Raw genomic sequence first — 25,107 nt, forward strand, 5'->3', positions numbered from 1 at the left:
CTCGATCGCCGGCCTGATGATCACCACCGAGGCCATGGTGGCCGAGCTGCCGAAGAAGGAAGAGCCGGCCGGCGGCGGCGGTGGCATGGGCGGCATGGGCGGCATGGGCGGCATGGATTTCTGATCCAAGCTCCCGTCGCGTCACCGCAACACGAAAAACCCCGCCGCGAGGCGGGGTTTTTCTTTGCCTGTCAGGCAGCGGGCTTCAACATTGAAGTATCGAGCCCGGCTTCAGTCCGGTTCGTCCAGCCGCCACAGCGCAGGCTCGCCGTCGTGCTCGAGCACCCACCAGCGGCCGTCGGGCGAGACGGCCATCGGGCGGCCGGGCAGTGCGATCGCGGTTGCGTCGTCGAGACGGATCCGGTCGCCGTCGATGCGTCCGGGCAATGCTTCCGGCAGCGCGTGCACGGGACGCAGGGTCTCGCGCCACGGCGCGGCGCCGGGATCGTCCCCGGCGTTGCGCACGCCGGCGGGCAGCGGTGCGGTGGTTTCGTGTTCGAGCCGGCAATCGTTGTCGATCCAGACCTGGCGCCGGAGCGGGCCGATGCCGTCGCCGTGCGTGTAGCTTGCCGCGGTGACGCCCGCGGCGTCGACGCCGAGCAGGCGGTCCAGCGCGTACGGTTCGCTGCGGCAGGCTGCGGTGCCGTCGCGCCAGCGCTGCGCGCTGTCCGCAGCCAGCCACAGGTCGCCCTGCGGCGAGAACGCGAGATCGGCGATCCAGTGGCCGACCGGCGTCGCCTCGGAGGTGCCGTTGTCGAGGTCGAGCGTGCGCAGCGTTTCGCCGTCGGCCCAGGCCAGCAGCGGACGCGCAGGATGGAAGGCGACGGCCACGGCGCCGGGCAGCGGCTGCGGTTCGGCCAGCGCGAGCCGGCCGTCGGCATGCGGCAAGGTGGTGGGTGGGAAAGGCCACGCATTGTCCGTCGTCGGCACCGCGGCGTCCGCCGGTTGCGGCGCCGGCGCGGGTTCGGCGCGGCATCCCATGATGCACAGCGCCGCCGTGATCGCGGTCAGGAGCAGGGGAATCCGCATGCCGAACACTCCGGAGGTCGATCCCGGCCGAGTCTACGTCATCGAGGCGCGATCGAAAGTGGTGGCCCGGATGCCGCGCAGAGAGATGCTCCACGACCGCCGAAGGCCGGTCATCCAGGATCCGCCTGGTCCCGCATTGCGGCGCTTCGCGCCTCCATCCGGGCGACGCCCGCTACTGCCCGATGCCCATGCGTTGCCAGACCGCATCGAGCCCGCCTTCGCGGTAGGTGTTGAGCAGGTTGCGTGCCTCGCCGGCGCCGAAGCCCGGGTGGAATTCGATGTGCGGACGGTCGGGGAAGCGCTGCCAGTTGCCGCCCCACTCGAGCCCCTGGTCGACGGCGATCTCGCCGTAGCGGGTCCAGTTCCCGTCCTCCGGCCAGGCCGGCTGGCCGCGGACATCGTTGAAGGCGATGTCGACCGCCAGGCCGTAGTTGTGCCAGGAGCTGCCGCCGCGCGCGTTGGTCACGATCTCGCCCGGCGTGGTGCGTCCCTGCGCGTAGAGCCGGTCCTGCTCCTCCACGCTGCGGAAGTCGCTGACCACGCGCATGTCCAGGCCCTCGCGGCGCGCCTGTCCCAGCACCGCCTCGGCGCGTTCGACGATCTGCGGGTTGAGGTTGGCGTTGTCGAGCCGGCCGTTGGGGTCGGCGGGATGCAGGCTGAGCAGGTCGACGGTCTCGTTGCCGACCTGTTCGCGCAGCTGCACGCGTGCGTTGATGTCGTCGTAGACGCTCTGCGCCTCCTGGCCGGTGAGCTGGAAGCTGCCGTCGTTGCCGATGGTGCCGGCCGGCTGGCCCTGTGCGTCCAGCAGCTGGCCATGCTCGATGGCGTAGGTCTGGCCACCGATGGTCAGCATGCCGGCGTCGGGCGCGAGCAGCGAGCTGTCGGTGCCGGGGTTGAGGGCGACCGCCGCCTGGCCCCGCTGGTGGGCAGCCGTGGCCGCGTTCGGCGTGGCGGCGAACGCCTCCAGCGCCTGCAGCTTCTGCGCCTCGTCCAGCTGCGCGTAGTTGTCGTCGCCGACCAGGCCGTCGAGCGCTTCGAGTGCGGGCGGGTTGTTGGTCAGCGTCGTGCGGATCTCCTGTTCGCGGACTTGGTCGGCGGTGGGCGTCTGCGGCGTGTCGAGCGTGGCCGCCTGGAGATCGGAGGTGCCGGAGATGCCATCCAGACTCATGACTGCTTCCCTTTGTCGGAATACGGAGACAGCCGCGTGCGCGGCAGGCTCCCATTGCATCGCAACGCGACGGGGCTGCCTACCCGGGAACGTCCCTAGGTCGGCGCGCCTGCGCACCCCGGTGCAACGGAATTTTCGTGATGACCGTCATAATTCTTGCCTTCTCCCCTCGGAAGGTTTCACGACAGAAAAAAGAACAACAAGCGGGCAAGCTGCGGGATATGGCCGTAGAGCCGAGCTTGCCCGGCTGCTCCCGGACTGCGGAGCCGAGAGCAGCGGAGCAAGCTCCGCTCTACGCCGCAAGCCGTGGGGCCCGGAAGGGAAACGGGCCGGCTCTACCCGCTCGTCTCTCACTCCTCTCCACTCGTTTCTCGCTCACGGCCGCACGGCGGGCGTCTCGATCGGCAGGCCTTCGGCGCGTTGCATCAGGTAGAGCTCCAGGTCGATCATCTCCGGCGCGCCGAACGGGTAGGGCTCGGCGCGCACGCCGACCATGCAGTTGCGCAGGCGCCGCTGCAGCGAGCCGAGCGACTGCCACTCCAGCCGGTACAGCGGATAGCCGGTGGGGTGCGCCTGCGGGATCGGATTGCCGCCCAGGCGCTCGCCCCAGTTGTCGTCGTGGCAGGCGGAGCAGGCGAGATCGAGCTGCCCGATGCGGCGTTCGAACAACTGCCGGCCGTGCTCTCGGAACGGCGCCAGGCGCGGGTCCGGCGGCGGCGCGGCCGGCATGCCGCGCGACTGGTGCGCGACGTAGGCGGTGAGGGCGAGCAGTTCGCGGCTCTCGTGCTCCAGCGGCCGGGCCTGCTGGTGCGTGCTCCGGCATCGGTTGACCCGGGTAGCGAGGTCCACCGGCCGTTCCAGCGCCTCGTCGAAGGCGGGATGGCGTGCGGCCACGCCGCGCATGCTGTCGGCTGCCTCGCCGTGGCAGCCGCTGCAGGCGACACCCGTCGCACCCTGCGGCGTGTCCCAGGCCTGCTCGCCCTCGAGCACCCAGAGCATGCCCGGGTTGCCGCTGTCGTCGTCCTGCATCGCCCGCGTCTCGGGCGACATGAAGTCGGCGCCGGACCGGCGTTGGTCGCGCGGGATGTCCGCCGCCATCGCCGCGGCGACCGCCAGCGCGGCACAGATGCCGATCACGCGCCGCGTGCGCCGCGCCATCAGCTCACCGCGATCTCGGCCGACTCGGTGTATGCCTGTCCGGCATCGTCGGTCCAGGTGAAGGTCAGCGTGCCGCTGGCGGTGGCGACGGTGCTGAACGACAGGAACGGGTTGGCGGAGATCGCGGGAAACAGCTCCGCCGCGAAGATCTCCTCGTCGTCGTAGCGGCAGCTGAAACGATGGAGGATGTCGCGCGGGATGGCGACGCCGTTCGGTCCCATCCGGTGGCCGGTTTCCATCGGATGCGAGATCATCGCCTTGATCTCGATGATCTCGCCGCGACGCGCCGTCTTCGGGACGTTGATCAGGGCGCGGGTCATGACAGGTCCTCGATGCAGGCGGCCAGGGTCACGATCACGTTCGTTTCGCTGGAGCGGAAGCTGCCGTCGCTCATCTCCGCCACGGCGACGACCGTCTGCGCGGTCGCCAGGCGGATCCGGGTCGCGATCCGCGCCCGCCCGGCGCGTGGCCCCAGGTGGAACACGGCGATGTCCGCCTGCGGATTCTTCTCGTTGAACAGCGCGATGCGGCGCACGTGGTCGTCCGCGTTCATCGCGCTGTCCACGGTCACCGTGACGCCGACGGCGTTGCCGTTCTCGACCAGCGGCGGAATCTCCAGCCGCATCCCGCCGCCGGGCGCCTCGGCGCCGCCGGTGAAGCCGCGGATCGCCTCGTCCAGGGACGGCCGTGCCGCCGCGCGCGCGGGCAGCGCCAGGACGACCAGTCCCGCCGCGGCGGCGACGAGGAAGTCGCGCCGCCCGTAGGCACCCGGTTTCGTGGGAACCGTTGCCGGCGCAACCGCCGGGAGCAGGCGGCCTCGAAGCGCCGCCGTCATCCCGGCGAATGCCGGGATCCGCCCGCCACGGGTGAATGAAGCCGAAGCCGATGGATTCCGGCATTCGCCGGAACGGCGGGAAGCAGCGGTTTCCTCCGGCTTGTTGCGGCGCATGCTCATTCCTCCAGCGTGGCCAGATAGGCGACGAGATCCTCGATCTCGTCGTCCTCCAGCACCGGCTTGCCACGCCAGGCGGCGGCGATGCGCCTGCCATCGCCGTCATCGGCGTCGTGCTCCGCATCGTCCTCGGTGCGGCGATAGGTCGGCATGATGCTGGCCGGATTGAGCGCCTTCATGTCGGCGATGCGCAGGCGCAGCTGGCCTTCCGAGAACCGGCTTCCGATCCCGGCCAGGTTCGGCGCGAGCGTGCCGTGCAGGTGCGGCTCGGGGAAGGGCCCGGCGTGGCACAGCAGGCACAGGCTCCGGTGGCGGTCGCCCATCAGCGCCGCGCCGCGCGCCGCATCGCCGGCACGTACGCCCGGCGGCCGGGGAAGCGCATCGTCTTCGACGGCAGCGTGCACCGGCGCGCCCTGGGCCCCGGCCGCGCATGCGGCCGCACTCGCAAGGCCAAGGCACAGTGCCAGTCGCCGCGCGCCTTTCATTCCCTTCCGCACCGGTACGCCGCCGGCACCGTAGAGCGGAGCTTGCTCCGCTGCTCCCGGCTCCGGAGCCCGAAAGCAGCCGAGCAAGCTCGGCTCTACGCGTTCCGATACCGCGTGGCTGTTCATCCGAACACTTCGCGGGTGATCGTCCGGAACCAGCTTTCCGCGTACATCGCCTCCAGCGCGCGCGTCGCCCGCGGCGCATCGGGCGCGCTGACGCCGCCCGCGCCCTCGATCTCGGTCAGCAGCTCGTCGCCGGGGCGGTAGACGCCGGCGATCGAGATGCCGTAGTCGGGCGCGACCAGGCTGTAGCAGGTGTTGATGAGCCGGGGCTCGGCTGGCGTGCGCTCGCGGACCAGGTCGACCACCGCCGCCGCGCAGACCTTGGCCTGCGCGTTGGCGGCGAAGGCGGACTTGGGCATGGCGCCGGCGATGATGGCATCGCCGATCACGTGGATGCCCGGCTGCAGCCGGGATTCGAACGTGACCGGATCGACCGGGCACCAGCCGGTGCGGTCGGCCACGCCCGCCACTGCCGCGATCGCGCCGGCGCGCTGTGGCGGGATGACGTTGGCGACGTCGGCGCGATGGCGATCGAAATCGGTGACCAGGGTCATGGCGCCGGGATCGACCTCGATGACCTGTCCGCCCATCGACAGCGGCACCCATTCGAGCAGGTCCGGGTACAGCTCGCGCCAGGCGGCCTCGAACAGCGACTGCTTGGAGAACTGGTCCTTGGCGTCCAGCACGATGAGCTTGGAGCGCGGCTTGTGCGTCTTCAGGTAGTGCGCGATCAGGCTCGCGCGTTCGTAGGGACCGGGCGGGCAGCGGTACGGATTGGCCGGGACCGAGAGCACCACCAGCCCGCCGTCCTCCATCGCCTCGAGCTGGCGGCGCAGCCGCAGTGTCTGCTCGCCGGCCTTCCAGGCGTGCGGCATCACGTCGGCGGCGGCGCGGTCGTAGCCGGGCAGGGCGTCGAAGCGCAGTTCGATGCCGGGCGCCAGTACCAGGCGCGCATAGTCCAGCGCGGTGCCGTCGTCGAGGCGCACGCGGCGCCGGTCGGCATCGACCGCGCTGGCGCTGCTGCGGGCCAGGCGCACGCCGGCGCGTTCGACGCCGTCGTAGCCGAAGACCTGGGCATCGGGGTCGCGCAGGCCGGCGATCACCGCGTTGCTGAAGGGGCAGGCGGTGTAGCGCGCCGCCGGCTCGACCAGGACCACGTCGAGGCCGGGATCCAGCCGCTTCAACGCACGCGCGCAGCTGGCGCCGGCGAAGCCGCCGCCCACCACCACCACGCGCGGTGGCGCGCCGGCACGAAGCCTCGGCGACGTACCCAGCGCCGCCACGGCGGCGCCGGCGGCGAGGCCCTGCAGGACATGTCTACGGCTCGGCATCCTGCGCTCCTGCATCGTCTTTCCCGGCATCGTGTCGTTCGCCGGAGGCGAGCCATTCGGCGATGGCGCGGGTCTCGTCCTCGGTGAAGCCCCGGGCGATGCGGTCCATCACCGTCGCCTCGCGCGCGCCGGTGCGGAACGCGCGCATGTCGGCGACGATGCGATCGGCATCGAGGCCTTCCAGCCCCGGAATCCCATCGCCCGCGCCGGTCGGTGCATGGCAGCCCGAGCAGCTGCTAGCTCCCGGCGGCGCAGGCTGCGCGGCCTGCACCGGGAAAACGGTCAGGACAGCGAGCAACAGGACGATGTGGCGTTTCGCCGCGGCCATTGTCAGTCAGGAACGAGGAGCGGGTACGAGACCATAGGATGGAACCGCTGTGGGAGCGACGGAAGTCGCGACTTCCCGGCGACGGCATGCCGCCGCCACTCCCACAAGAGCAAAGTCGCCGGAACCGCCCACAGCGGTTCCGGCCTATGGTCCCATGCTCGTTTCTCATTCCTCTCCACTCGTTCCTCTGCTTCAACTCAAATCGTGTTGCTTCAGCGGCAACGTCCGGATCCGCTTGCCGGTCGCCGCGAAGATCGCGTTGAGCACGGCCGGCATGGCCACCGCGATGGTCGGCTCGCCGACGCCGCCCCAGAAGCCGCCGGACGGCACGATCACCGTTTCCACCGCCGGCATGTCCGCCATCAGCATCACCTGGTAGGTGTCGAAGTTCTCCTGCACCATGCGGCCGCCGTCGACGACGCATTCGCCGTACAGGCCTGCGGAAAGACCATAGACGAACGAACCCTCCACTTGTCGCTCGACCTGGGCCGGGTTGACCACGTGTCCGGGATCGGTGGCGGCGACGATGCGGTGGATCCTGAGCCGGCCGTCGGTGACGGAGACCTCCGCCGCCGCGGCCACGTAGCTGGCGAAGCCCATGATCTGCGCCAGGCCGCGGTGCACGCCCGGCGGCGGCGCGCTGTCCCAGCCGACCCGTTCGGCGACCGCGTCCAGCACCGCCAGGTGCTTGGGATGGTTCGCCATCAGCCTGCGGCGGAATGCCAGCGGATCGACGCCGGCCGCGTGCGCCAGCTCGTCCATGAAGCATTCGACGTAGATCGCGTTCTGGTTGAGGTTGACCCCGCGCCAGAAGCCGGGCGGCACCGCCGGGTTGCGCATCGCGTGGTCGATCAGCAGGTGTTCGACGTCGTAGGCGAAGCTGCCTTCCGGGTTGTCGAGGACCAGTCCCTGGAACACCACCGGGTCCATGCCGCCCTGCATGCCCTCGGGGCGCACCGAGGCCAGGATCGACTGGCCCGAGATGCGCATGTGCAGCGCGGCGAGGTTGCCGTCGTCGTCGAGCGCGCCGGTCAGCTTGCACTGCGTGGTCGGGTGATAGACGCCGTGCAGCATGTCCTCCTCGCGCGACCAGATCAGCTTCACCGGCGTGCCGGGGACCTGCCTGGCGATGCGCACCGCCTGCTGCACGTAGTCCTGGAAGCCGCGCCGGCCGAAGCCGCCGCCCAGGTGCAGCTTGTAGACCTCGCAGCGTTCCACCGGCAGTTCGGCGGCTTCGGCCGCCGCCGCCAGGCTGGCCTCGCCGTTCTGCGTCGGCACCCATACCTCGCACTTCTCCGGCGTGTACAGCGCCGTCGCGTTCATCGGCTCCATGGTCGCGTGGTGCTGGTAGGGGACGGCGTAGACCGCGGAGACGGTCCTGCCGGTGTGCGCGGCCAACGTGTTGCGCGCATCGCCCGCCTGGGTGCCGACGAAGGCCTCGCCTGCATCCAGGCCCTCGGCCAGCATGTCGGCGATCGCCGCGCTGGTCAGCGCCCGGTTCGGGCCTTCGTCCCAGACCACGGGAAGCGCGTCGAGCGCGGTCTTGGCGCGCCACCAGGTATCGGCCACCACCGCGACCGCGGTGTCGTCCACCCGCACCACGTGGCGGACGCCAGGCATTTTCGCGACCGCCGCGGCGTCGAAGCTTTCAAGTTTGCCGCCGAAGTACGGGCAGGCGCGGATGGCGGCGTTGAGCATGCCCGGCAGCTGTACGTCGGTGCCGTAGACCTGCTTGCCGGTGAGCTTGTCGGCCGTGTCCAGCCGCGGCAGCGGCTGGCCGGCGATGGTCCAGTCCTGCGGATCCTTGAGCGGGATATCGGTCGGCGGGGTTAGCTGCGCGGCGGCGGTCGCCACCTTGCCGTAGGTCGTGCTGCGGCCGCTGCGGCCGTGGGTGATCACGCCCTTGGCCACCGCGCATTCGCCGGCAGGCACGCCCCATGCGTTCGCGGCGGCGGCGATCAGCATCTCGCGCGCAGCGGCGCCGCCCTGGCGCATGTAGTCGTGCGATTCGCGCACGCCGCGGCTGCCGCCGGTGGAGAAGTTGCCCCAGACACGGTCGCGCGCCACGCTCTGGCCGGGCGTCGGGTATTCGGTGGTCACGTTCGCCCAGTCGCATTCGAGTTCCTCGGCGACCAGCTGCGCGAGGCCCGTGAGCGTGCCCTGGCCCATCTCGGAGCGGGCGATGCGGACCACCACGGTCTCGTCCGGCTGGATCACGACCCAGGCGTTGACCTCGCGCGCCGTCGCGCCGGACTCCGCCGCCGCCGCGCTGCCGATCAGGGGAAGGTGGAACCCGAGCGACAGGCCGCCGAGCGCCGTGGCCGAACCGATCAGGAAGCGGCGGCGCGAGAGGCCGACGTCGGCAAGCCCGCCGCGGTCGCGGGCGGCGCCACGGGGTTTGGTGTCGGTGATCGTCATGTCCGCCTCCTCAACCCTGTGCCGGCTGGCCGCCGCCGCCGGCGGCGCGCTTGATCGCGGCGCGGACCCGGTTGTACGTGCCGCAGCGGCAGATATTGGTCATCTCCGCGTCGATGTCGGCATCGCTCGGGTTCGGGTTCTGCGCCAGCAGACTCGCCGCGGCCATGATCATGCCGGTCTGGCAGTAGCCGCACTGCGGCACGTCGAGCGCCAGCCAGGCCTGCTGCACCGGGTGCGAGCCGTCGGGCGACAGGCCCTCGATGGTGACGATCCGCTGTTCCGGGTCGACGGCGTCCACCGGCAGCGCGCAGGCGCGTACCGGCATGTCGTCGATGTGGACGGTGCAGGAACCGCACTGGGCGATGCCGCAGCCGTACTTGGCGCCGGTCAGGCCGAGCTGTTCCCGGAGCACCCAGAGCAGCGGGGTGCCGGGATCGGCGTCGACGTCGTGGGTCGTGCCATTGACGTTAAGTCGGGCCATGCTGGGCTCCTTGGTGTGTGATTCGGAAGGCGACCGTCTTGCGGCTGTTCCTCCCCCTTTGAAAAAGGGGGCTTGAGCGCCCTCGCGCGCTGCGCGAGGGCCGGGAATCGCGCAGCGATTTGCTTTTGGCTTTGGCTTCGCCGGGCGCCGAGCAACCCCCCCCGGCTCCCCTTTTTCAAAGAGGGGAAGAGCATCATTCCGCCGCAGATCGATCCCGCAGGAAGGCGATGATGGCCTTCCTCTGCGCGGCATCGGGCAGCACGAACATCATGCTGGTGCCCGGCACCCGCTGGCGCGGATTGGCCAGGTAGACATCCAGCGTTTCGGCATCCCAGACGATGCCGGACTCGCGCATCGCATCCGTGTAGCGTCCGCCCTCGACGCTGCCCGCGGCGCGTCCGACCACGCCGGCCAGGGGCGGGCCGATGCGGTTCTGCCCTGGATCGAGGGCATGGCAGGCGGCGCAGCGCGTGCGGTAGATCTGTTCGCCGTCGGCGGCGGTGTCCTGCGCGCGGGCAGTGCCTGCCAGCGCCAGCAGCGGCAGCAGGGCGAGTACGGGGGAGAGGGCGCGGTGCATGGGGTCTCCTGTCTGGGGTCACCTGATGGCCGATCCTACGCGTAGCGGCCGGGCAGTGCCGGGCAACCTGTCTCGTCTTGCCGGTCGCGCTCTTGAACCGCCGCCGCCCGATCGCCGTCCCCGACAACATCGCCCGGTCGGACGCTTCGATCATCGCAAGATGTCGCGCCACGGCCCGGTGACATACTTTGATACAGATCGGCTGCGGACATCGTCCACGATGTGACCCGCATCGCGCCGCGCCGCGGCCAGCCCGTATCGAAGCATGCCACCGCGTGATGGAGCGCCCATGGAGCCCGCACCGCACATCGCCATCGTCGACGACCACCGCGACATCCGCAACCTGGTCGGCAAATACCTGGACCGGCACGGTTACCGCATCAGCGTCGCGGAGAACGGCACCGCCCTGCGCAGGCTGCTCGAACGCAACGCGCCGGACCTGATCATCCTCGACGTGATGATGCCCGGCGAGGACGGACTCAGCCTCTGCCGGCAACTGCGCGGCACCATCGATATTCCGATCATCTTCCTGACCGCCATGGCCGAGGAGCTCGACCGGATCATCGGCCTGGAGCTGGGCGCGGACGATTACCTGACCAAGCCGTTCAATCCCAGGGAGCTGCTGGCGCGGATCAAGGCGGTGCTGCGACGGGTCAACAGCCTGCCGCCGCAGCGCGGCGGCGTGAAGGCGAAGGCGCTGCGGTTCGACCGGTGGGTGCTCAACGTCGGCCGCCGCGAGCTGCTCGACGCCGACGGCGTCGCCGTGGCGTTGAGCACGGCGGAGTTCCGCCTGCTCAGCGCCTTCCTCGATCACGCCGGGCTGGTCCTGAGCCGCGATCAGCTGCTCGATCTGACCGTCGGTCGCGCCGCCGACTGCTTCGACCGCAGCATCGACAACCAGGTGAGCCGGTTGCGGAAGAAGATCGAAGCCGATCCGCGCAATCCCATGCTGATCAAGACCCACTGGGGCGGCGGCTACAGCTTCACCGCCGAGGTCGAGCGGGCATGATGCGCATCTGGCGACGCAGCCTGGCGGCGCGCTTCATCGCGTTCCTGCTGCTGGCGCTCGCGCTGTCGCAGGCGATCGGGTTCCTGGTTTCCTGGGACGAACGCGGGCATGCGCTGCGCCTGGCCGCCAAGAGCGAGTTCTTCAGCCGCACGGCATCGCTGGCGATGCTGCTGGAGACCACCCCGCAGGCGTTCCAGAGCGAGATCCTGCAGGTGAGCGGCACCGCCTACACGCGGTTCTGGATCACGCCCGAAGAGCCGGTCGACGCCGCGTGCTGGCGGGATGACGCCTGGGTGCACCTGGCGACGCCGTTGCCGAGCCTCAAGCCGTCGGAGGCGCGCGATCCGGCGATCGCGGCGCCCGCCGCATCGGCCAGCGCCGGTGTCCCGGGCGTCGTCTCCGCCACCGTGCATCGGCCGCAATGGGCGGAACTGTCCTCGCATGCATGGCCGCTGTCGCGGCCGGCCAAGTTCATGTATCTCGGCGCGTCGAACGGCATGGGACTGGCGGTGCGCCTGGACAACGGCGCCTGGCTCAACGCCGCCTACGCCAAATCCACCGTCAATGCCGCCTGGACCAGGCAGTCGATCCTGTCGCTGCTCATCACCGCGATCGCGCTCTCGGCGATCGCGGTGATGGTGGCGCGCGGCATCACCCGGCCGATGCGGCGCCTGGCCGCGGCCGCGGAACTGCTCGGCCGCGGCGAGTCGGTGCAGCCGCTGCCCGAGTCCGGCCCCGACGACATCCGCCAGACCGCCGAGGCCTTCAACCGCATGCAGGCGCGCCTGCAGCGCTTCGTCGACGATCGCACCCGCATGCTCGCGGCGATCGGCCACGACCTGCGCACGCCGCTGACCTCGCTGCGCTTGCGGGCCGAGTTCGTGTCCGATCCGGAAGTGCAGGAGAAGATGCTGGCGACCATCGAGGAGATCCAGACCATGACCGAGGCGGCGCTGGCTTTCGCGCGCGAGGAGGCCACCGTCGAAGACACCCGCACGGTGGACCTTTCCGCACTGGTCGAAAGCCTGTGCGACGACCTGGCGGAACTGGGCCAGCAGGTGGTCTTCCTGGACGGGCCCAGGCTCAACTACCGCTGCCGGCCGGATGCCCTGCGGCGGGCGATCCGCAATCTGGTCGAAAACGCCGTGCGCTACGGCGAGCGCGCCCGGGTCCGCCTGGCCAGGACCGCGGAGAGCATCGACATCGTCATCGAGGACGACGGCCCCGGCGTTCCGGACGGGGACAGGGAGCAGGTGTTCGCGCCTTTCTTCCGCCTGGAGCATTCCCGCAACCGGGAGACCGGCGGCGTGGGCCTGGGCCTGTCCATCGCGCGCACGATCGCGCGCCACCACGGCGGCGACGTGGTGCTGCGCAACTTGGACCGGGGCATGCGGGCGTCGATCATCCTGCCGCTTGAAGCGAGGAACGAGAAACGAGGAACGAGGAACGAGTGAGGGCGTCGGCTCGTTTCTCCCACTCGTTTCTCGTTTCTCCCCACTCGTTCCTCGCTTATAGTCGCGTCTCGTTTTTACGGAACACGACGATGCAGCACCCGGCGAGGCCTGCCGCCACCATCGCGCTCGCCGCCGGGGGCACCGGCGGTCACCTGTTCCCGGCCGAGGCGCTGGCGCGCGAACTGATGGCACGCGGACACGCTGCGGTGATCTACACCGAGCGCCGCGGCGCCGCCTACACGCAGGCGCTGCAAGGCCTGCCGCACGTGGTGCTGCCGGCGCGCAGCCTGGCCGGCGGGATCGGCGGCAAGCTGGCGGCGATGGCGACGATCGCCCGCGCCGCCTGGCAGGCGCGCGGCGACCTGAAGCAACGCGGCGCCGCGCTGATGGTCGGCTTCGGTGGCTATCCCAGTTTCGCGCCGGCGCTGGCGGCCAAGAGCCTCGGCCTGCCGCTGCTGTTGCACGAGCAGGCCACGCGCCTGAGCGTGGCCAATCGCCAGCTGCTGCGCTTCGCCGATGGCCTGGCGACCTCGTTCCCGGCGATCGCCGGCGCCGGCGGCTTCGATCCGGCGCGCATCGTCGAGACCGGCAATCCGGTGCGGCGCGCGATCCTCGATGCGCGCGCGTCGTATCCCGTCATCGCGCCCGACGCGCCACTGCGGCTGCTGGTGGTCGGCGGCAGCCAGAGTGCGCGGGTGTTCGGCGAGGTGGTACCGCCGGCGCTGCTGCGGCTCCCGGAAGCGGTGCGCCGGCACGTCAGTCTCGCGCTGCAGTACAAGGGCGAGGATGCGGACGCCATCGCCGCGCGGCTGCGCGGGGTCGGCGTCGACGCCGAGGTCCGTCCGTTCTTCGACGACATGGGCACGCGCCTGCGCGATGCGCACCTGGTGATCGCGCGCGCTGGCGCGACCACCGCGGCCGACCTGCTCGTGGTCGGGCGCCCGGCGATCTTCGTGCCGATCCCGTACGGCGGCTCGCGCGAGGAGCAGCGCCGCAACGCCGAGACGCTGGCGCAGGCCGGCGTCGGCTGGTGCGTGCCGGAGCCGGAGCTGACGCCGGAGTCGCTGTCGGCGCTGCTGGCAGAGCTGTTCGCCTCGCCGACGGCGTTGCCGCAGGCGGCGGCCGCGGCGGCGGCGCTGGGCCGGCCGCAGGCGGCGGCGAACCTGGCCGATGCGGTCGAACGGCTGCTGCCGTAGGAGCGCGCCATGCGCGCGATGCCGCGGGCATTTCGCCGCCTGCAAACTCCGCTGACCGGCGCGCCTGCCGGTACAGAATCGCGGCATCCACCGGATCCGGCCGGCATCCGCGGCATCGCGCGCATGACGCGCTCCTACAAACGGGGCGCTCCGTGCTTTCGTAGGAGCGCCTCATAGGCGCGATGCCCGCGTGGTGTTGGTTCGCGGTGCGTCCGGCCACGCCGGCATCGCGCGCATGGCGCGCTCCTACGGACGGGTCGGGTTGTGGTCGCACTTGCCGGGTGACGGGCTTTCGGGCGCAATGGCGACTCGACATGCGGCGGCGGACGCCATCATTCAGGAGCGGCATGGCAGGCAACGACAGCGATATCCTGGTCATCGGCGGGGGCCACAACGGCCTGGTCTGCGCGGCTTATCTCGCCGGCGCCGGATTGAAGGTGACGATGCTGGAGCGGCGCGGGGTAGTCGGCGGTGCGGCGGTGACCGAGGAGTTCCATCCCGGCTTCCGCAATTCCACCGCCAGCTACACCGTCAGCCTGCTCAATCCGGCGGTGATCCGCGACCTGCGCCTGGCCGGGCACGGCCTGCGCGTGGTCGAACGCCCGTACGCCAACTTCCTGCCGCTGCCGGACGGGCGCGCGTTCCGGCTCGGCGGCGAACACACGCAGGCCGAGGTGGCGCGCTGGTCGCGACGCGACGCCGAGCGCCTGCCGGACTACACCGCGATGCTCGGGCGCGTGGTCGCGGTGCTGCGCGAACTGATGCTGCGCACGCCGCCGAACGTCTCCGACCGCTTCGTGCTCGCCGACTGGCTGGCGTCGTACGCGACCGCCAGGCAGCTGCGGCGGCTGGACATGCGCGGCCGGCGCGACCTGCTCGACCTGTTCACCAAGTCCGCCGGCGACCTGCTCGACGGCTGGTTCGAGTCCGAACCGCTGAAGGCGGCGCTGGGCTGGGACTCGATCGTCGGCAACTTCGCCAGTCCGTACACGCCCGGCTCGGCCTACGTGCTGCTGCACCACGTGTTCGGCGAGGTCAACGGCAAGTCCGGGGCATGGGGCCATGCCGTCGGCGGCATGGGCGCGATCACGCAGGCGATGGCGGCCGAGTGCGAGGCGCGCGGCGTCCGCATCGAAACCGGCGCCGAGGTCGCGCAGGTGCTGGTCGAACCTGCAGCCACCGGCCGCGGCCGCGCGATCGGGGTCGCGCTCGCCGACGGCCGCGAACTGCGTGCCAAGACGGTGGTCTCCAACCTCAACCCGAAGCTGCTGTACCAGCGCCTGGTGCCCCGCGCGCAACTCGACGACGACACCGCGCAACGCATCGCCGGCTACCGCTGCGGCTCGGGCACGTTCCGCATGAACGTGGCGCTGGCCGAACTGCCGGACTTCAGCGCCGCGCCGGGAACGCAGCTGCAGCCGCATCACCAGAGCGGCATCCTGGTCGGCCCGTCGCTCGGCTATTTCGAGCAGGCGTACTTCGACGCCAAGTCGAAGGCCCACAACGCCGGCTGGTCGCGCGCGCCGGTGGTGGAGCTGGTGATCTCCTCCACGCTGGACGACAGCCTCGCCCCGCCCGGGCAGCATGTCGCCAGCCTGTTCTGCCAGCATGTGCACCCGGACGTCGACGGCGGCTGGGATGCGCACCGCGACACCGTCGCCGAACTGATGATCGACACCGTCGACGCCGTCGCGCCCAACTTCAGGCGCAGCGTGCTCGGCTACCGGGCGCTGTCGCCGCTGGACCTGGAACGCGAGTTCGGCCTGGTCGGCGGCGATATCTTCCACGGCGCGCTCGGGCTCGACCAGCTGTTCTCGGCGCGGCCGCTGCTGGGGCAGGGCGACTATCGCGGCGCCCTCGACGGGCTGTACCTGTGCGGTTCCGGTACCCATCCCGGCGGCGGCGTCACCGGCCTGCCCGGCCGCAACGCCGCGCGCGAGATCCTGCGCGACCTGCGCCGCGGTCCGCGCCCGGACTGACCGTCGCCGGCGCATCCAGCGCGATGTCCTGCGCTGTCATCATGTCGGCGACGCACGGCGACTTCCGGAGCGCCCAATCGGCCGCGAACCCGTCTGAATGCGCTGGAAGCGCTTTGAGGCGGGTTCGCGCATGGCGAAGGTTTTTGTACTTCGAAGTATCGTTTTGCACTGCAGCGTGCAAGTTGGATAACACTTCATTCACGATTGGCTCGCACCCGACGTGGGGGAGGGAGCAAAGCCCGCGACCGGTTCTCCGGTTGCGGGCTTTTTTATGCGCGCATGGCGCGCTCCTACGAGGCAGACGGTGGGAGGCGCGCGGGCCTCGGAACCCACGAAGAACGTTCTTCAAGGGATTACGCACGTCCGGACCTGCCGGAATCCGACGGGTCGGGCGTCCCGCATGGGATGCCACAATTGCCGCATGGACCCCCCCGAATGCCTGGAGCCGATCGTGCAACGCGCACTGTCGCGGCTGCGCGCCGCGCTCGGCGACGATGCTGGCGTGCTCGACGCGGATGCCTCGGCCGGCAGGCTGCGGCGGATCGCGATCGCCAGCGACTTCGCCATCGACACGCTGGCGCGGCAGCCCGACCTGCTCCCGCGCCTGCTCGGCGACGACGGCGCCGAGCCGTTGCCGCCACCCGTCCTGCACCAGGACAACCGCGCCGAATGGCCGCGGCTGCTGCGTCGCCATCGCGCCGCCGAATCCACCCGGCTGGTCTGGCGCGACGTGCTCGGGCTCGACGATGTCGACGACACCCTCGCCGGCACCACCCGCCTGGCCGATGCCTGCCTGCAGACGGCGCTGGCCGCGCTCGAGGCCGAGTTCGTCCAGCGCCACGGCAGCGTGCGCGACGCCGACGCCGACGCCGACGGCGACGCGGTGCGGCTGGTGGTGTTCGGGCTCGGCAAGCTCGGCGGCGAGGAGCTCAACTTCAGCTCCGACGTCGATCTCGTCTACGGCTATGCGCGCGACGGCCAAAGCGACGGCGCAAGGCCGCTGGCGGCCGAGCAGTACTTCGCGCGCCTCGGCCAGGCACTGGCGAAGCTGCTCGATGAGGTCACCGCCGACGGGTTCTGCCACCGCGTCGACCTGCGCCTGCGTCCGTTCGGCGGCGCCGGCCGCGTCGCCCTGAGCTTCGCGGCGATGGAACAGTACTTCCAACGCGAAGGCCGCGACTGGGAGCGCTACGCCTGGCAGAAGGCGCGGGTGGTCGCCGGCGATTCCGGGGCCGGGGCGCGGCTGATCGAGACGCTGCGGCCGTTCGTCTACCGCCGCTATCTCGACTACGGCGCGCTCGACGGGCTGCGCGGCATGAAGGCGGCGATCGCCGCCGAGGTCGCGCGCAAGGAGCTCGACGACGACATCAAGCGCGGCGCCGGCGGCATCCGCGAGATCGAGTTCCTGGCCCAGGTGCTGCAGCTGATCCGCGGCGGCCGCGAGCCGGCGCTGCGCGAACGGCGCCTGCAGCCGGCATTGCGCGCGTTGCGCGACGCGCGCCAGATCCCGCCCGGGAGCGCCGAGGCGCTGGTCGCGGCCTACCGTTTCCTGCGCCGGCTGGAGAACCGGCTGCAGATGCTGCGCGACGCGCAGACCCATGTGTTGCCGACCGACCTGCTCGAGCGCGCGCGCATCGCCGCCGGCTTCGACTACGCCGATTGGGAGGCGCTGCTGGAAGTGCTCGACGGCCATCGCGCCCGCGTGGCGCAGGAGTTCGAAGCGCTGCTCGCCCAACGCCGGCAGCAGCCGACCGTCGACAGCGACATCGCCGGCTACTGGCGCGCGCTGCCCGACGACGGCGATGCGGCGGTGCTGGTCGCCGCCGGATTCGCGGGGATGGAGGCCGACGCCATCGACGCCACGCTGCGCGATTTCGTGCGCTCGCCGAACGTGCGCGAGCTGGCGGACGGCGCGCGTGCGCGGCTGGACCGGGTGATGCCGGTGCTGCTGCAGGCCAGCGCGCCCGCCGACCGGCCGCTGTTGGCGGTGCGCCGGCTGCTGGCACTGGTGCAGAACATCCTGCGCAGGACCAGCTATCTCGCCCTGCTCGACGAGCAGCCGCCGGCGCTGGCGCGGCTGATCGACCTGGTCACCCGCAGCGCCTTCCTGGCCGAACGCGTGGCCGCGCATCCGCTGCTGCTGGACGAACTGCTCGATGCCCGCGCCGAAGGGCCGCTGCCCTCGCGCGAGCAGCTCGCCGCCGCCTGCCGCGCGGCGCTCGAGCGCCGTGACCTGGAAGCGGTCCTGTTCGCGCTCAACGAGACCCGGCAGACGCTGAGCTTCCGCATTGCCCTGGCCACGCTCGACGACCGCCAGCAGGCGCAGGACAGCACCCGCCAGCTGGCCTGGCTGGCCGACGCCGCGGTCGCGGTGGTGCTGGAACTGGCGCAGCGCGAGATGCGTGCCGCGCATGGCGCGATCGACGGTGCGCGCTTCGCCGTGCTCGGCTACGGCAGCCTCGGCGGCGAGGAACTCGGCATCGGCTCCGATCTCGATCTGGTGTTCCTCTACGACGCCCCGGCCGATGCGCAGTCCGACGGCGCGCGTGCGCTCGACGCCACCCGCTGGTTCGCGCGGCTGGCGCAGAAGGTCGTCGCCCTGCTCGGCACCGTCACCGGCGCCGGGCAGCTGTACGAGGTCGACATCCGCCTGCGCCCGGACGGCGCCAGCGGCCTGCTGGTGTCGTCGCTGGCCAGCTACGGCGAGTACCAGCGCACGCGCGCCTGGACCTGGGAGCACCAGGCCCTGGTGCGTGCGCGCTGCGTCGCCGGCGACGCCGGCCTGTGCGCCGATTTCGAGCGCGTGCGCGCGCGCGCGCTGGCGCGCCCGCGCGACGCCGGCAAGCTGCGCAACGACATCGTCGGCATGCGCGCGAAGATGCGCGCCGAACTCGACCGCACCGGCAAGGCCGGCTTCGACCTCAAGCAGGGCGAGGGCGGCCTGGTGGATCTCGAGTTCCTGCTGCAGTACCTGGTGCTGCGCGAGGCGCATGCGCATCCGGCGCTGCTGCGGCCGCGCGCCACGCCGGCACTGCTGGAGGCCGTGCACGACGCCGGATTGATGGATGCCGATACCACCACTGCGCTGACGCAGTCGCATGCAACTTTCCTGGCGAGGAGCCTGGCATGCACCTTGGACCGTCGTCCGCGGCTGGTGGCGGAGGACGACACCGTGACCTCGGCGCGCGCAACAGTGAATACTGCCGCGAATGCCTGCGGGCTCGAGTTCGGTCGGCGATAGCGGCCAATCCCTCCCCCTGCGAAAGCAGGGGCGATATGCGCGGAGCGTTGTCGGGTCGGGCAGTGGCCTGATCCCGCGCGATCTCCGTACCATCCTCCGCCGTTCGCAGGCCGACGTTCAGGTCACGGCTTCGGCGGCGGCGGCGGCGGGGGCGGGGGCGGCGGCGCGTGAATGATTCCTCCGGAATGCGGTCTTTGCACGGCCGGAAGCAATGCGTTCGGATCGTTGTCGCATTCCTCGCCCGTGCACTGGGCGCCGCCGCCGAGATTGACCAGATGCTGCGGTTTGCCCTTGAGCGCGCGCGTGGAGGTGGGTTCGACCGCAACCGAAGAGGGCGGGTCCGGGGGCAGCTTGGGCGGGGGCGGGCGGATGCCGGTCGTGGTCGGATCGGCTACGGCCTGCGAAGGCGCCGGTTGCTGCTGTGCGTGGGCAGGGGCCGTCAGCTGCAGCGCGATGAGCAGGACCGGAGTGGCGGCCCAGATGGCGGGCGAGGGGTTCATGCGATGTCTCCTGTGCGATCGAATTGGCGAGGCCGGCGTCGCCGGGTGGCGAAGGGGGCCGGTCCGGTGGGCTGTCCAGAGGAAACGGTGGGCCCACACCCTGCTTACCGTGGAATGGCGGTCATTCCCATCGCGCCGGTCGCACGGGCGGGGCTTGCATCGGGTGCGCGTGCCGGATAGGTTCGGACGGGCATCGATCGACATGCCGCGCAATCGGCTGAACCGGAGGAATCGTGACGATCTGGTTTCCGCTTCCATTTTCCGTCCCCTCGCGCCGGATGCTTCCGGCGCTCGCCGCCGTCCTGGTGTGCCTGGTCATGGCCGCCTGCGGACGAGCGCCGCAGGATGAACCGGCGCCGGCCGCCGATCCCGGCCCGTCCCCGGAAACCGACGTGGTCGCCTTCGTCGGCGTCAACGTGATCCCGATGGACCGCGAGACGGTGCTGGAGGACCACACCGTGGTCGTCGAAGACGGTCGCATCACCGCGGTTGCGCCGGCGGACGAGGTGGAGATTCCCGAAGGCGCGCAGCGCGTCGACGGCGCCGGCCGGTATCTGATGCCCGGGCTGGCCGAGATGCACGGCCATGTGCCGGGGCCGGACGATCCGGCCTATGCGGAGGACGTGCTGTTCCTGTACGTCTCCAACGGCGTGACCACGGTGCGCAACATGGCCGGGCATGCGTATCACCTGGAGTTGCGCGAGCGCATCGCCGACGGCGACCTGCTCGGGCCGACGCTGTTCACCGCCAGTCCCTGGCTCGGCCCGGACAAGGCGGGCACGCCGGAAGCGGCGGAGCAGGCGGTGCGGGAATACGAGGCGGCGGGGTTCGACCTGGTCAAGCTCGGGAGCATTCCGCCGGAGGCCTACGGGCCGATGGCCGAGACCGCGCACGCGATCGGCATGCCGTTCGGCGGGCACATCCCGGAGGGCGTCGGGCTGGTCCGCGCGCTGGAGGCGCGGCAGGCCTCGATCGACCATCTCGACCGCTACGCCGAGTTCCTGGTGCCGGACGACACCGACACCGGCGACCGCGATCCCGGCTTCTTCGGCAGCGGATGGGCCGACCTGGTCGACACCGGCCGCATTCCCGAGGCCGTGCGGCGCACGCTGGAGGCCGGCACCTGGAACGTGCCGACGCTGAGCCTGGTCGAGCACATGGCGTCGCCGGAACCGGCAGAGGAGATGATCGCCTGGCCGGAGATGCGCTACATGCCGCAGGCGGTGCGCGACGGCTGGGTGCGCTCGAAGCACGAGTACGCGGCGCGCGAGGATTTCCAGCCCGAGGCGACGCGGCGGCTCGTCGAGGTGCGGCAGCAGCTGCTCAAGGCCCTGCACGACGGCGGCGCGCCGATCGCGCTCGGCTCGGACGCGCCGCAGTTCTTCAACGTGCCCGGCTTCTCGATCCACCACGAGATGGCGATGATGGTGGCCGCGGGCCTCACGCCGTACGAGGTGCTGGTCACCGGCACGCGCAATCCCGCAGCCTACTTCGGCACGCCCGACGCGTTCGGTGCGGTCGAGCCCGGCCGTCGCGCCGACTTGATCCTACTCGAGGCCAATCCGTTGGAGGACGTGGCCAACGTGCAGCGCCGCGTCGGCGTGATGGTGCGCGGGCAATGGCTGTCGGAGGAGATGATCCAGGCGCGACTGGAGGAGATCGCCGCGGAGATCGTTGCGGATGTCACAGGGCCGTAGCACCGCCCTTCCTGTCTATGGCTGCCCCTGGGGTTTTCCCACTGCGCAGCGGCGCGACGGCTGCCTGGTGGTCGCACGGATGCAACGAATGCCGGCGGAACCACGTCCCCCGTAGGAGCGCGCCGTGCGCGCGATGCCGCGGGTGTCGGCAGGATCCGGTGGATGCCGCGATTCCGGACCGGCAACCACGCCGGTCATCGGAGTCGTCGGCGGCGATGCGCCCGCGGCATCGCGCGCATGGCGCGCTCCTACGACCAGATCGCCGCCGGGGTTGCCCCACCGTAGGAGCGCCCCACGGGCGCGATACCGCGGGTGTCGGCAGGATCCGGCGGATGCCGCGATTCTGGCCGGGCAAACACACCGGTTATCGGGGTCGCCGGCGGCGATGTGCCCGCGGCATCGCGCCCATGGGGCGCTCCTACGGGAGTGCCAGCCTCGCCCGCACTTCGGTGGCGACGCGTGCGGTTTCGCGCAGCGGTTCCGCTTCGAACGGGGTGAGCGAGGCGTCCATCGCGCGGATCCTGCCGCGCGCCAGCAGCGCGTCGAGGAACCGCCGCGGCCGTCCGGTGACGCGCGCGGGATCGAACACGAACACCGGCGCGCGCGTGGCGCAGGCTTCGGAAATCATGTTGACCGAATCCGGCGAGCAGACGATGCGGTCGGCCCAGGCCAGCAGCCCGGGGTACGGGTTCGGCCCGTTGTCGGCATCGAGCCAGGCGATGCCGGGCGTCTTCGCAAAGTGGACGCGCAGCGCCTGGCGCAGCTCCGGCGGCGTTCGCCGCGAAGCGGTCAGCAGCACGCTGCCGCCGTCGCGCGCCAGCGCGGCGTCCAGTTGCGAGGCCAGCGCCTCGAAGCCGGTGCGGTCGAAGCGCGCATGCCGGCTGCTGCCGCCGAGCAGCAGCGCGGTGCGCGGGCCCGGCAGTTCGGCGAAGGTCGCGAAGTCGGCGCGCGCGCGCGCCAGCCAGGCGTCATCGACCGGGTGCAGGCTGCCCAGCACGGGGACGACGTTGTCGCCGCACACACCGTCGTGCTCGGGCACGACCAGCAGGTCCCAGTGCGCCGGATCGAGCCGCGGATCGAGGATCTGCACCGCCTTCGCCCCGTGCGCGCGCAACAGGCGCGTGGCCAGGGCCGCCTGGCGCCCGCAGCCGATGGCGAGCGCGGGCGGCGCCTGGAGCGCCGCGGCGAAGTCAGGACCGAACGCGCGCGCGCTGCCCGGCAGCCGTCGCGGCGCGGCCCAGCACCAGGGCACGCGCGGCGCCAGCCGCCAGTCGCGCACGGCGGCCGGCGCCAGCGCATGCGCCAGCGCCTCGGCCTGGCGCAGGTTCCCGGCACGGCCGTCGCTCAAGGTCCAGCATTGCATCGACGGCAACGATGGCGCGGATGCGTCGGCGGTTCGTTCCACGAATGTGACCATCCGTTCCGGGATCCAGGGTGCGGCTTCACCGGCGGAACTCTACACTGCGGTTCGATTTCACGAGCGGCCAAGCCGCGCCAGGAGAGAGTTCCCCGATGTCCGACGTCCTCGACGCCAAAGCCCTCGACCGCCTCTTCCGCAGTGCGCGGACCTACAACCGGTTCTCGGGCGAGGTGAGCGACGACACCCTCCACCAGCTGTACGAACTGCTGAAATGGGGGCCGACCAGCGCCAACCAGTCGCCGGCGCGCTTCGTCTTCGTGCGTTCCGCCGAAGCCAAGGCGAAGCTGGAGCCGGCGTTGGACGAGGGCAACCGCAAGAAGACCATGGAGGCGCCGGTAGTGGCGATCGTCGGCTACGACCTCGACTTCCACGAGAAGCTGCCGTTCCTGTTCCCGCACACCGATGCCAAGAGCTGGTTCGAGGGCCCGCGCGAGAACCGCCGCGACCACGCCTTCCGCAACGGCTCGCTGCAGGGCGCCTACCTGATCCTCGCCGCGCGCGCGCTCGGCCTCGACACCGGGCCGATGACCGGCTTCGACGCCGCCAAGGTCGACGAGGCCTTCTTCAAGGGCACCGCGATCCGTTCCAACTTCCTCGTCAACCTCGGCAAGGGCGACCCGGCCAGCATCTTCGGGCGCTCGCCGCGGCTGTCGTTCGACGAGGCCTGCCGCATCGCGTGATCTCCGTCGGGCGATCCAGAGTCTCCCGGCGGCTGCCGCGGCAGCCGCCTCCTTCCACCGGTCGTACCTCCCCAACGGAGCCATCCAGCCATGAAGATCGTCCCCTTCAAGCACGCCCTCCTCGCCGCCGCCCTGTCGCTGGCCGCCGCCTCGGCCGTCGCCGCGCCGGTGACCTACGAGATCGATCCCAACCACACCGACGTGGTGGCGCAGTGGAGCCACTTCGGCTACTCCAACCCGATCGCGCATTTCGGCGATGCCGACGGCGCGATCGTCTACGACGCCGACGACGTGTCCGCCTCCAGCGTCGAGGTGACCTTGCCGCTGTCCGGGCTGGACTCGCACGTGGAGAAGTTCGACCAGCACCTGCGCAGCGACGACTTCTTCGACGCCGCCAACCATCCGGAGGCCACCTTCCGCAGCACCGCGGTCGAGTCGGCGGGCGAGGGCAAGCTCAAGGTCACCGGCGATCTCACCATCAAGGGCATCAGCAAGCCGGTGGTGCTCGACGCGACCCTCAACGAGGCGGGCCCGCACCCGATGACCAAGCGCGAGGCGATCGGCTTCGACGCCACCACCACCATCAAGCGCAGCGATTTCGACCTGGGCATGTACGCGCCCAACGTCAGCGACGAGGTGCAGCTGCGCATCACCACCGAGGCTATTGTGCCGGCGGCCGAGGCATCCGAGTAGCCGGCGGCGCAGCGGTGCGCCGCCATCGTGCGGCGGCGTGCCGTCATCCACCGCGGGTCCGCGGCCGCTGCCGTTGCGGGCGGTCCCGCGCACCGAACCCGCGCCGCCGGCCGACGCGCCGGATCCATAGAGTCGCATTTGCTCCGCTGTTCGCCGGAGCAGCGCAACGGGCAAGGCGGGATCGGTCGTGCAGGCCTCACTTCGCCCCATCGTCTTCCACCAGGGAGATTCCCATGCAGATCTTTCGCCCGGCCAGCGCACGCGGCCACGTCGAGGCCGGATGGCTCGACAGCCATCACACGTTTTCCTTCGGCCACTACCACGATCCGGAGTGGATGGGCTGGGGACCGTTGCGGGTCATCAACGAGGACCGGGTGGCGCCTCGCTCCGGGTTCCCGTCGCACGGCCACGCCAACATGGAGATCCTCAGCTACGTGCTGTCGGGTGCGCTCGCGCACCGCGACGACGGCGGCGGCGAGGGCGTGCTGCGCCCGGGCGAGCTGCAGTGGATGAGCGCCGGCACCGGCATCGAGCACAGCGAGTTCAACGCGTCCGACAGCGAGCCGGTGCATTTCCTGCAGATCTGGATCCAGCCCGACCGGCTCAACGTGCCGCCGGACTACGCGCAACGCGCCTTCGACCCCGCCGCACGCCGCGGGCGCTGGGCGCTGCTCGCCTCACCCGACGGCGCCGATGGCAGCCTCGCCATCCGCCAGCAGGCCTGGCTGCGTGGCGTGCAGCTGGGCGCCGGCGAGCCGGCGACCTGGACGCTCGATCCCTCGCGCCGTTACTGGCTGCACCTGGCGCAGGGCAGGGCCGAGGTCGACGGCCAGGGCCTCGAGGCCGGCGACGCGCTCGGCATCGTCGGCACGTCCGGCGAACTGCGCATCGCCGGAACCGCTGGCGACACCCTCGCCGACGTGCTGCTGTTCGACCTGCCGGCCTAATACGTCAAGCGTGCTGCGCTGGGATGGCGCAGTGCGCCGCGAATCGCCGCCATCCGGCATCGTGCCAGGCGCTCCTGCCACCCGTAGGAGCGCGCCATGCGCGCGATACCCGCGCGGTTGGACGTGCAGTGATCTGTCGCCACGCCGGCATCGCGCCTATGAGGCGCTCCTACGCGTAGGAGCGTGCCATGCGCGCGATACCCGCGCGGTTGGACGTGCAGTGATCTGTCGCCACGCCGGCATCGCGCCTATGAGGCGCTCCTACGAACAGCAAGGCAGCGTGCCTGCAGCCAGGCCAGAA

At 71.2% G+C, this 25,107-nt stretch carries 22 protein-coding genes; 9 read left to right on the forward strand and 13 right to left on the reverse strand.

What is annotated here, in order from left to right; translation table 11 throughout:
* Positions 1 to 231: 231 nt before the first annotated feature.
* The 11 genes from AB5T46_RS18450 to AB5T46_RS18500 form a co-directional block, all read right to left on the reverse strand.
* Positions 232 to 1,029, reverse strand: a complete 798-nt coding sequence (locus tag AB5T46_RS18450; protein ID WP_370565552.1) for a hypothetical protein — start codon at positions 1,027 to 1,029, stop codon at positions 232 to 234.
* Between the two features lie 172 nt (positions 1,030 to 1,201).
* Positions 1,202 to 2,197 carry a M15 family metallopeptidase gene (locus AB5T46_RS18455; protein ID WP_370565553.1) on the reverse strand — a complete coding sequence of 332 codons (996 nt, stop codon included), beginning with the start codon at positions 2,195 to 2,197 and terminating at the stop codon, positions 1,202 to 1,204.
* A 375-nt stretch (positions 2,198 to 2,572) separates the two neighbouring features.
* Positions 2,573 to 3,355, reverse strand: a complete 783-nt coding sequence (gene soxA, locus AB5T46_RS18460) for a sulfur oxidation c-type cytochrome SoxA (protein ID WP_370565554.1) — start codon at positions 3,353 to 3,355, stop codon at positions 2,573 to 2,575.
* On the reverse strand, positions 3,355 to 3,675 hold the full coding sequence (gene soxZ / locus AB5T46_RS18465; protein WP_370565555.1) for a thiosulfate oxidation carrier complex protein SoxZ: 321 nt from the start codon (positions 3,673 to 3,675) through the stop codon (positions 3,355 to 3,357). Before soxZ ends, soxA begins: the two co-directional genes overlap by 1 nt.
* Positions 3,672 to 4,304 carry a SoxY-related AACIE arm protein gene (locus AB5T46_RS18470; protein WP_370565556.1) on the reverse strand — a complete coding sequence of 211 codons (633 nt, stop codon included), beginning with the start codon at positions 4,302 to 4,304 and terminating at the stop codon, positions 3,672 to 3,674. The genes soxZ and AB5T46_RS18470 overlap by 4 nt, the downstream gene beginning before the upstream one ends.
* A gap of 2 nt (positions 4,305 to 4,306) precedes the next feature.
* Complete coding sequence (gene soxX / locus AB5T46_RS18475; RefSeq protein ID WP_370565557.1) at positions 4,307 to 4,918, reverse strand: sulfur oxidation c-type cytochrome SoxX; 612 nt, start codon at positions 4,916 to 4,918, stop codon at positions 4,307 to 4,309.
* A complete protein-coding gene (locus AB5T46_RS18480; RefSeq protein ID WP_370565558.1) occupies positions 4,915 to 6,186 on the reverse strand; it encodes an FAD-dependent oxidoreductase in 1,272 nt (423 codons plus the stop codon). Before AB5T46_RS18480 ends, soxX begins: the two co-directional genes overlap by 4 nt.
* Positions 6,173 to 6,514, reverse strand: a complete 342-nt coding sequence (locus AB5T46_RS18485; RefSeq protein WP_370565559.1) for a c-type cytochrome — start codon at positions 6,512 to 6,514, stop codon at positions 6,173 to 6,175. The genes AB5T46_RS18480 and AB5T46_RS18485 overlap by 14 nt, the downstream gene beginning before the upstream one ends.
* A 192-nt stretch (positions 6,515 to 6,706) precedes the next feature.
* Positions 6,707 to 8,932 carry a xanthine dehydrogenase family protein molybdopterin-binding subunit gene (locus AB5T46_RS18490; protein WP_370565560.1) on the reverse strand — a complete coding sequence of 742 codons (2,226 nt, stop codon included), beginning with the start codon at positions 8,930 to 8,932 and terminating at the stop codon, positions 6,707 to 6,709.
* A gap of 10 nt (positions 8,933 to 8,942) precedes the next feature.
* Positions 8,943 to 9,413, reverse strand: coding sequence for a (2Fe-2S)-binding protein (locus AB5T46_RS18495; protein ID WP_370565561.1), 471 nt, complete (start codon positions 9,411 to 9,413; stop codon positions 8,943 to 8,945).
* Between the two features lie 193 nt (positions 9,414 to 9,606).
* Positions 9,607 to 9,990, reverse strand: a complete 384-nt coding sequence (locus AB5T46_RS18500) for a c-type cytochrome (RefSeq protein ID WP_370565562.1) — start codon at positions 9,988 to 9,990, stop codon at positions 9,607 to 9,609.
* Positions 9,991 to 10,279: 289 nt separating this feature from the next.
* Between AB5T46_RS18500 and AB5T46_RS18505 the strand changes: the two genes are divergently transcribed.
* The 5 genes from AB5T46_RS18505 (at position 10,280) to glnE (ending at position 18,869) form a co-directional block, all read left to right on the forward strand.
* A complete protein-coding gene (locus tag AB5T46_RS18505) occupies positions 10,280 to 10,999 on the forward strand; it encodes a response regulator (protein ID WP_370565563.1) in 720 nt (239 codons plus the stop codon).
* Complete coding sequence (locus AB5T46_RS18510; RefSeq protein WP_370565564.1) at positions 10,996 to 12,453, forward strand: ATP-binding protein; 1,458 nt, start codon at positions 10,996 to 10,998, stop codon at positions 12,451 to 12,453. The genes AB5T46_RS18505 and AB5T46_RS18510 overlap by 4 nt, the downstream gene beginning before the upstream one ends.
* An 89-nt stretch (positions 12,454 to 12,542) precedes the next feature.
* A complete protein-coding gene (locus AB5T46_RS18515) occupies positions 12,543 to 13,649 on the forward strand; it encodes a UDP-N-acetylglucosamine--N-acetylmuramyl-(pentapeptide) pyrophosphoryl-undecaprenol N-acetylglucosamine transferase (protein WP_370565565.1) in 1,107 nt (368 codons plus the stop codon).
* A gap of 347 nt (positions 13,650 to 13,996) precedes the next feature.
* Positions 13,997 to 15,628 carry a phytoene desaturase family protein gene (locus AB5T46_RS18520; protein WP_370565566.1) on the forward strand — a complete coding sequence of 544 codons (1,632 nt, stop codon included), beginning with the start codon at positions 13,997 to 13,999 and terminating at the stop codon, positions 15,626 to 15,628.
* A gap of 421 nt (positions 15,629 to 16,049) precedes the next feature.
* Positions 16,050 to 18,869: a bifunctional [glutamate--ammonia ligase]-adenylyl-L-tyrosine phosphorylase/[glutamate--ammonia-ligase] adenylyltransferase gene (gene glnE, locus AB5T46_RS18525; RefSeq protein WP_370565567.1), complete on the forward strand. Its 2,820-nt coding sequence runs from the start codon at positions 16,050 to 16,052 to the stop codon at positions 18,867 to 18,869.
* A 122-nt stretch (positions 18,870 to 18,991) separates the two neighbouring features.
* Here glnE and AB5T46_RS18530 read toward each other — a convergent pair whose 3' ends face one another.
* Positions 18,992 to 19,369 (reverse strand): hypothetical protein, encoded by a 378-nt coding sequence (locus AB5T46_RS18530; protein WP_370565568.1) that lies wholly within the window; start codon positions 19,367 to 19,369, stop codon positions 18,992 to 18,994.
* A 233-nt stretch (positions 19,370 to 19,602) separates the two neighbouring features.
* On the opposite strand from AB5T46_RS18530, the gene AB5T46_RS18535 reads away from it, so the two are divergent.
* Positions 19,603 to 21,066, forward strand: a complete 1,464-nt coding sequence (locus AB5T46_RS18535; protein WP_370565569.1) for an amidohydrolase family protein — start codon at positions 19,603 to 19,605, stop codon at positions 21,064 to 21,066.
* A gap of 418 nt (positions 21,067 to 21,484) precedes the next feature.
* On the opposite strand, the gene AB5T46_RS18540 is transcribed toward AB5T46_RS18535, so the two are convergent.
* The gene (locus AB5T46_RS18540; protein ID WP_370565598.1) at positions 21,485 to 22,429 is read right to left on the reverse strand and encodes a mitochondrial fission ELM1 family protein; all 945 of its coding nucleotides are present in this window, start codon (positions 22,427 to 22,429) and stop codon (positions 21,485 to 21,487) included.
* A gap of 149 nt (positions 22,430 to 22,578) precedes the next feature.
* On the opposite strand from AB5T46_RS18540, the gene AB5T46_RS18545 reads away from it, so the two are divergent.
* The 3 genes from AB5T46_RS18545 to AB5T46_RS18555 all read left to right on the forward strand — a co-directional run bounded on the left by AB5T46_RS18545 (position 22,579) and on the right by AB5T46_RS18555 (position 24,806).
* Entirely contained in the window at positions 22,579 to 23,166 is a 588-nt protein-coding gene (locus AB5T46_RS18545; protein WP_370565571.1) for a malonic semialdehyde reductase, read from the forward strand.
* A gap of 90 nt (positions 23,167 to 23,256) precedes the next feature.
* On the forward strand, positions 23,257 to 23,859 hold the full coding sequence (locus AB5T46_RS18550; protein WP_370565572.1) for a YceI family protein: 603 nt from the start codon (positions 23,257 to 23,259) through the stop codon (positions 23,857 to 23,859).
* A gap of 233 nt (positions 23,860 to 24,092) precedes the next feature.
* Positions 24,093 to 24,806 (forward strand): pirin family protein, encoded by a 714-nt coding sequence (locus AB5T46_RS18555; protein WP_370565573.1) that lies wholly within the window; start codon positions 24,093 to 24,095, stop codon positions 24,804 to 24,806.
* The last annotated feature ends 301 nt before the right edge of the window (positions 24,807 to 25,107 follow it).

This window comes from Luteimonas salinilitoris (genome assembly GCF_041300785.1).
GTDB lineage: Bacteria > Pseudomonadota > Gammaproteobacteria > Xanthomonadales > Xanthomonadaceae > Luteimonas > Luteimonas salinilitoris.

What these genes read in the sequence shown, in the direction of transcription:
- soxA (WP_370565554.1), bottom strand. Translation starts at nt 3,355, where the DNA reads ATGGCGCGGCGCACGCGGCGCGTGATCGGCATCTGTGCCGCGCTGGCG.
- AB5T46_RS18490 (WP_370565560.1), bottom strand. Translation starts at nt 8,932, where the DNA reads ATGACGATCACCGACACCAAACCCCGTGGCGCCGCCCGCGACCGCGGC.
- AB5T46_RS18470 (WP_370565556.1), bottom strand. Translation starts at nt 4,304, where the DNA reads ATGCGCCGCAACAAGCCGGAGGAAACCGCTGCTTCCCGCCGTTCCGGC.
- soxX (WP_370565557.1), bottom strand. Translation starts at nt 4,918, where the DNA reads ATGAACAGCCACGCGGTATCGGAACGCGTAGAGCCGAGCTTGCTCGGC.
- AB5T46_RS18480 (WP_370565558.1), bottom strand. Translation starts at nt 6,186, where the DNA reads ATGCCGAGCCGTAGACATGTCCTGCAGGGCCTCGCCGCCGGCGCCGCC.
- soxZ (WP_370565555.1), bottom strand. Translation starts at nt 3,675, where the DNA reads ATGACCCGCGCCCTGATCAACGTCCCGAAGACGGCGCGTCGCGGCGAG.
- AB5T46_RS18505 (WP_370565563.1), top strand. Translation starts at nt 10,280, where the DNA reads ATGGAGCCCGCACCGCACATCGCCATCGTCGACGACCACCGCGACATC.
- AB5T46_RS18555 (WP_370565573.1), top strand. Translation starts at nt 24,093, where the DNA reads ATGCAGATCTTTCGCCCGGCCAGCGCACGCGGCCACGTCGAGGCCGGA.
- AB5T46_RS18510 (WP_370565564.1), top strand. Translation starts at nt 10,996, where the DNA reads ATGATGCGCATCTGGCGACGCAGCCTGGCGGCGCGCTTCATCGCGTTC.
- AB5T46_RS18520 (WP_370565566.1), top strand. Translation starts at nt 13,997, where the DNA reads ATGGCAGGCAACGACAGCGATATCCTGGTCATCGGCGGGGGCCACAAC.
- AB5T46_RS18540 (WP_370565598.1), bottom strand. Translation starts at nt 22,429, where the DNA reads ATGCAATGCTGGACCTTGAGCGACGGCCGTGCCGGGAACCTGCGCCAG.
- AB5T46_RS18455 (WP_370565553.1), bottom strand. Translation starts at nt 2,197, where the DNA reads ATGAGTCTGGATGGCATCTCCGGCACCTCCGATCTCCAGGCGGCCACG.
- AB5T46_RS18485 (WP_370565559.1), bottom strand. Translation starts at nt 6,514, where the DNA reads ATGGCCGCGGCGAAACGCCACATCGTCCTGTTGCTCGCTGTCCTGACC.
- AB5T46_RS18515 (WP_370565565.1), top strand. Translation starts at nt 12,543, where the DNA reads ATGCAGCACCCGGCGAGGCCTGCCGCCACCATCGCGCTCGCCGCCGGG.
- AB5T46_RS18530 (WP_370565568.1), bottom strand. Translation starts at nt 19,369, where the DNA reads ATGAACCCCTCGCCCGCCATCTGGGCCGCCACTCCGGTCCTGCTCATC.
- glnE (WP_370565567.1), top strand. Translation starts at nt 16,050, where the DNA reads ATGGACCCCCCCGAATGCCTGGAGCCGATCGTGCAACGCGCACTGTCG.
- AB5T46_RS18495 (WP_370565561.1), bottom strand. Translation starts at nt 9,413, where the DNA reads ATGGCCCGACTTAACGTCAATGGCACGACCCACGACGTCGACGCCGAT.
- AB5T46_RS18545 (WP_370565571.1), top strand. Translation starts at nt 22,579, where the DNA reads ATGTCCGACGTCCTCGACGCCAAAGCCCTCGACCGCCTCTTCCGCAGT.
- AB5T46_RS18550 (WP_370565572.1), top strand. Translation starts at nt 23,257, where the DNA reads ATGAAGATCGTCCCCTTCAAGCACGCCCTCCTCGCCGCCGCCCTGTCG.
- AB5T46_RS18500 (WP_370565562.1), bottom strand. Translation starts at nt 9,990, where the DNA reads ATGCACCGCGCCCTCTCCCCCGTACTCGCCCTGCTGCCGCTGCTGGCG.
- AB5T46_RS18450 (WP_370565552.1), bottom strand. Translation starts at nt 1,029, where the DNA reads ATGCGGATTCCCCTGCTCCTGACCGCGATCACGGCGGCGCTGTGCATC.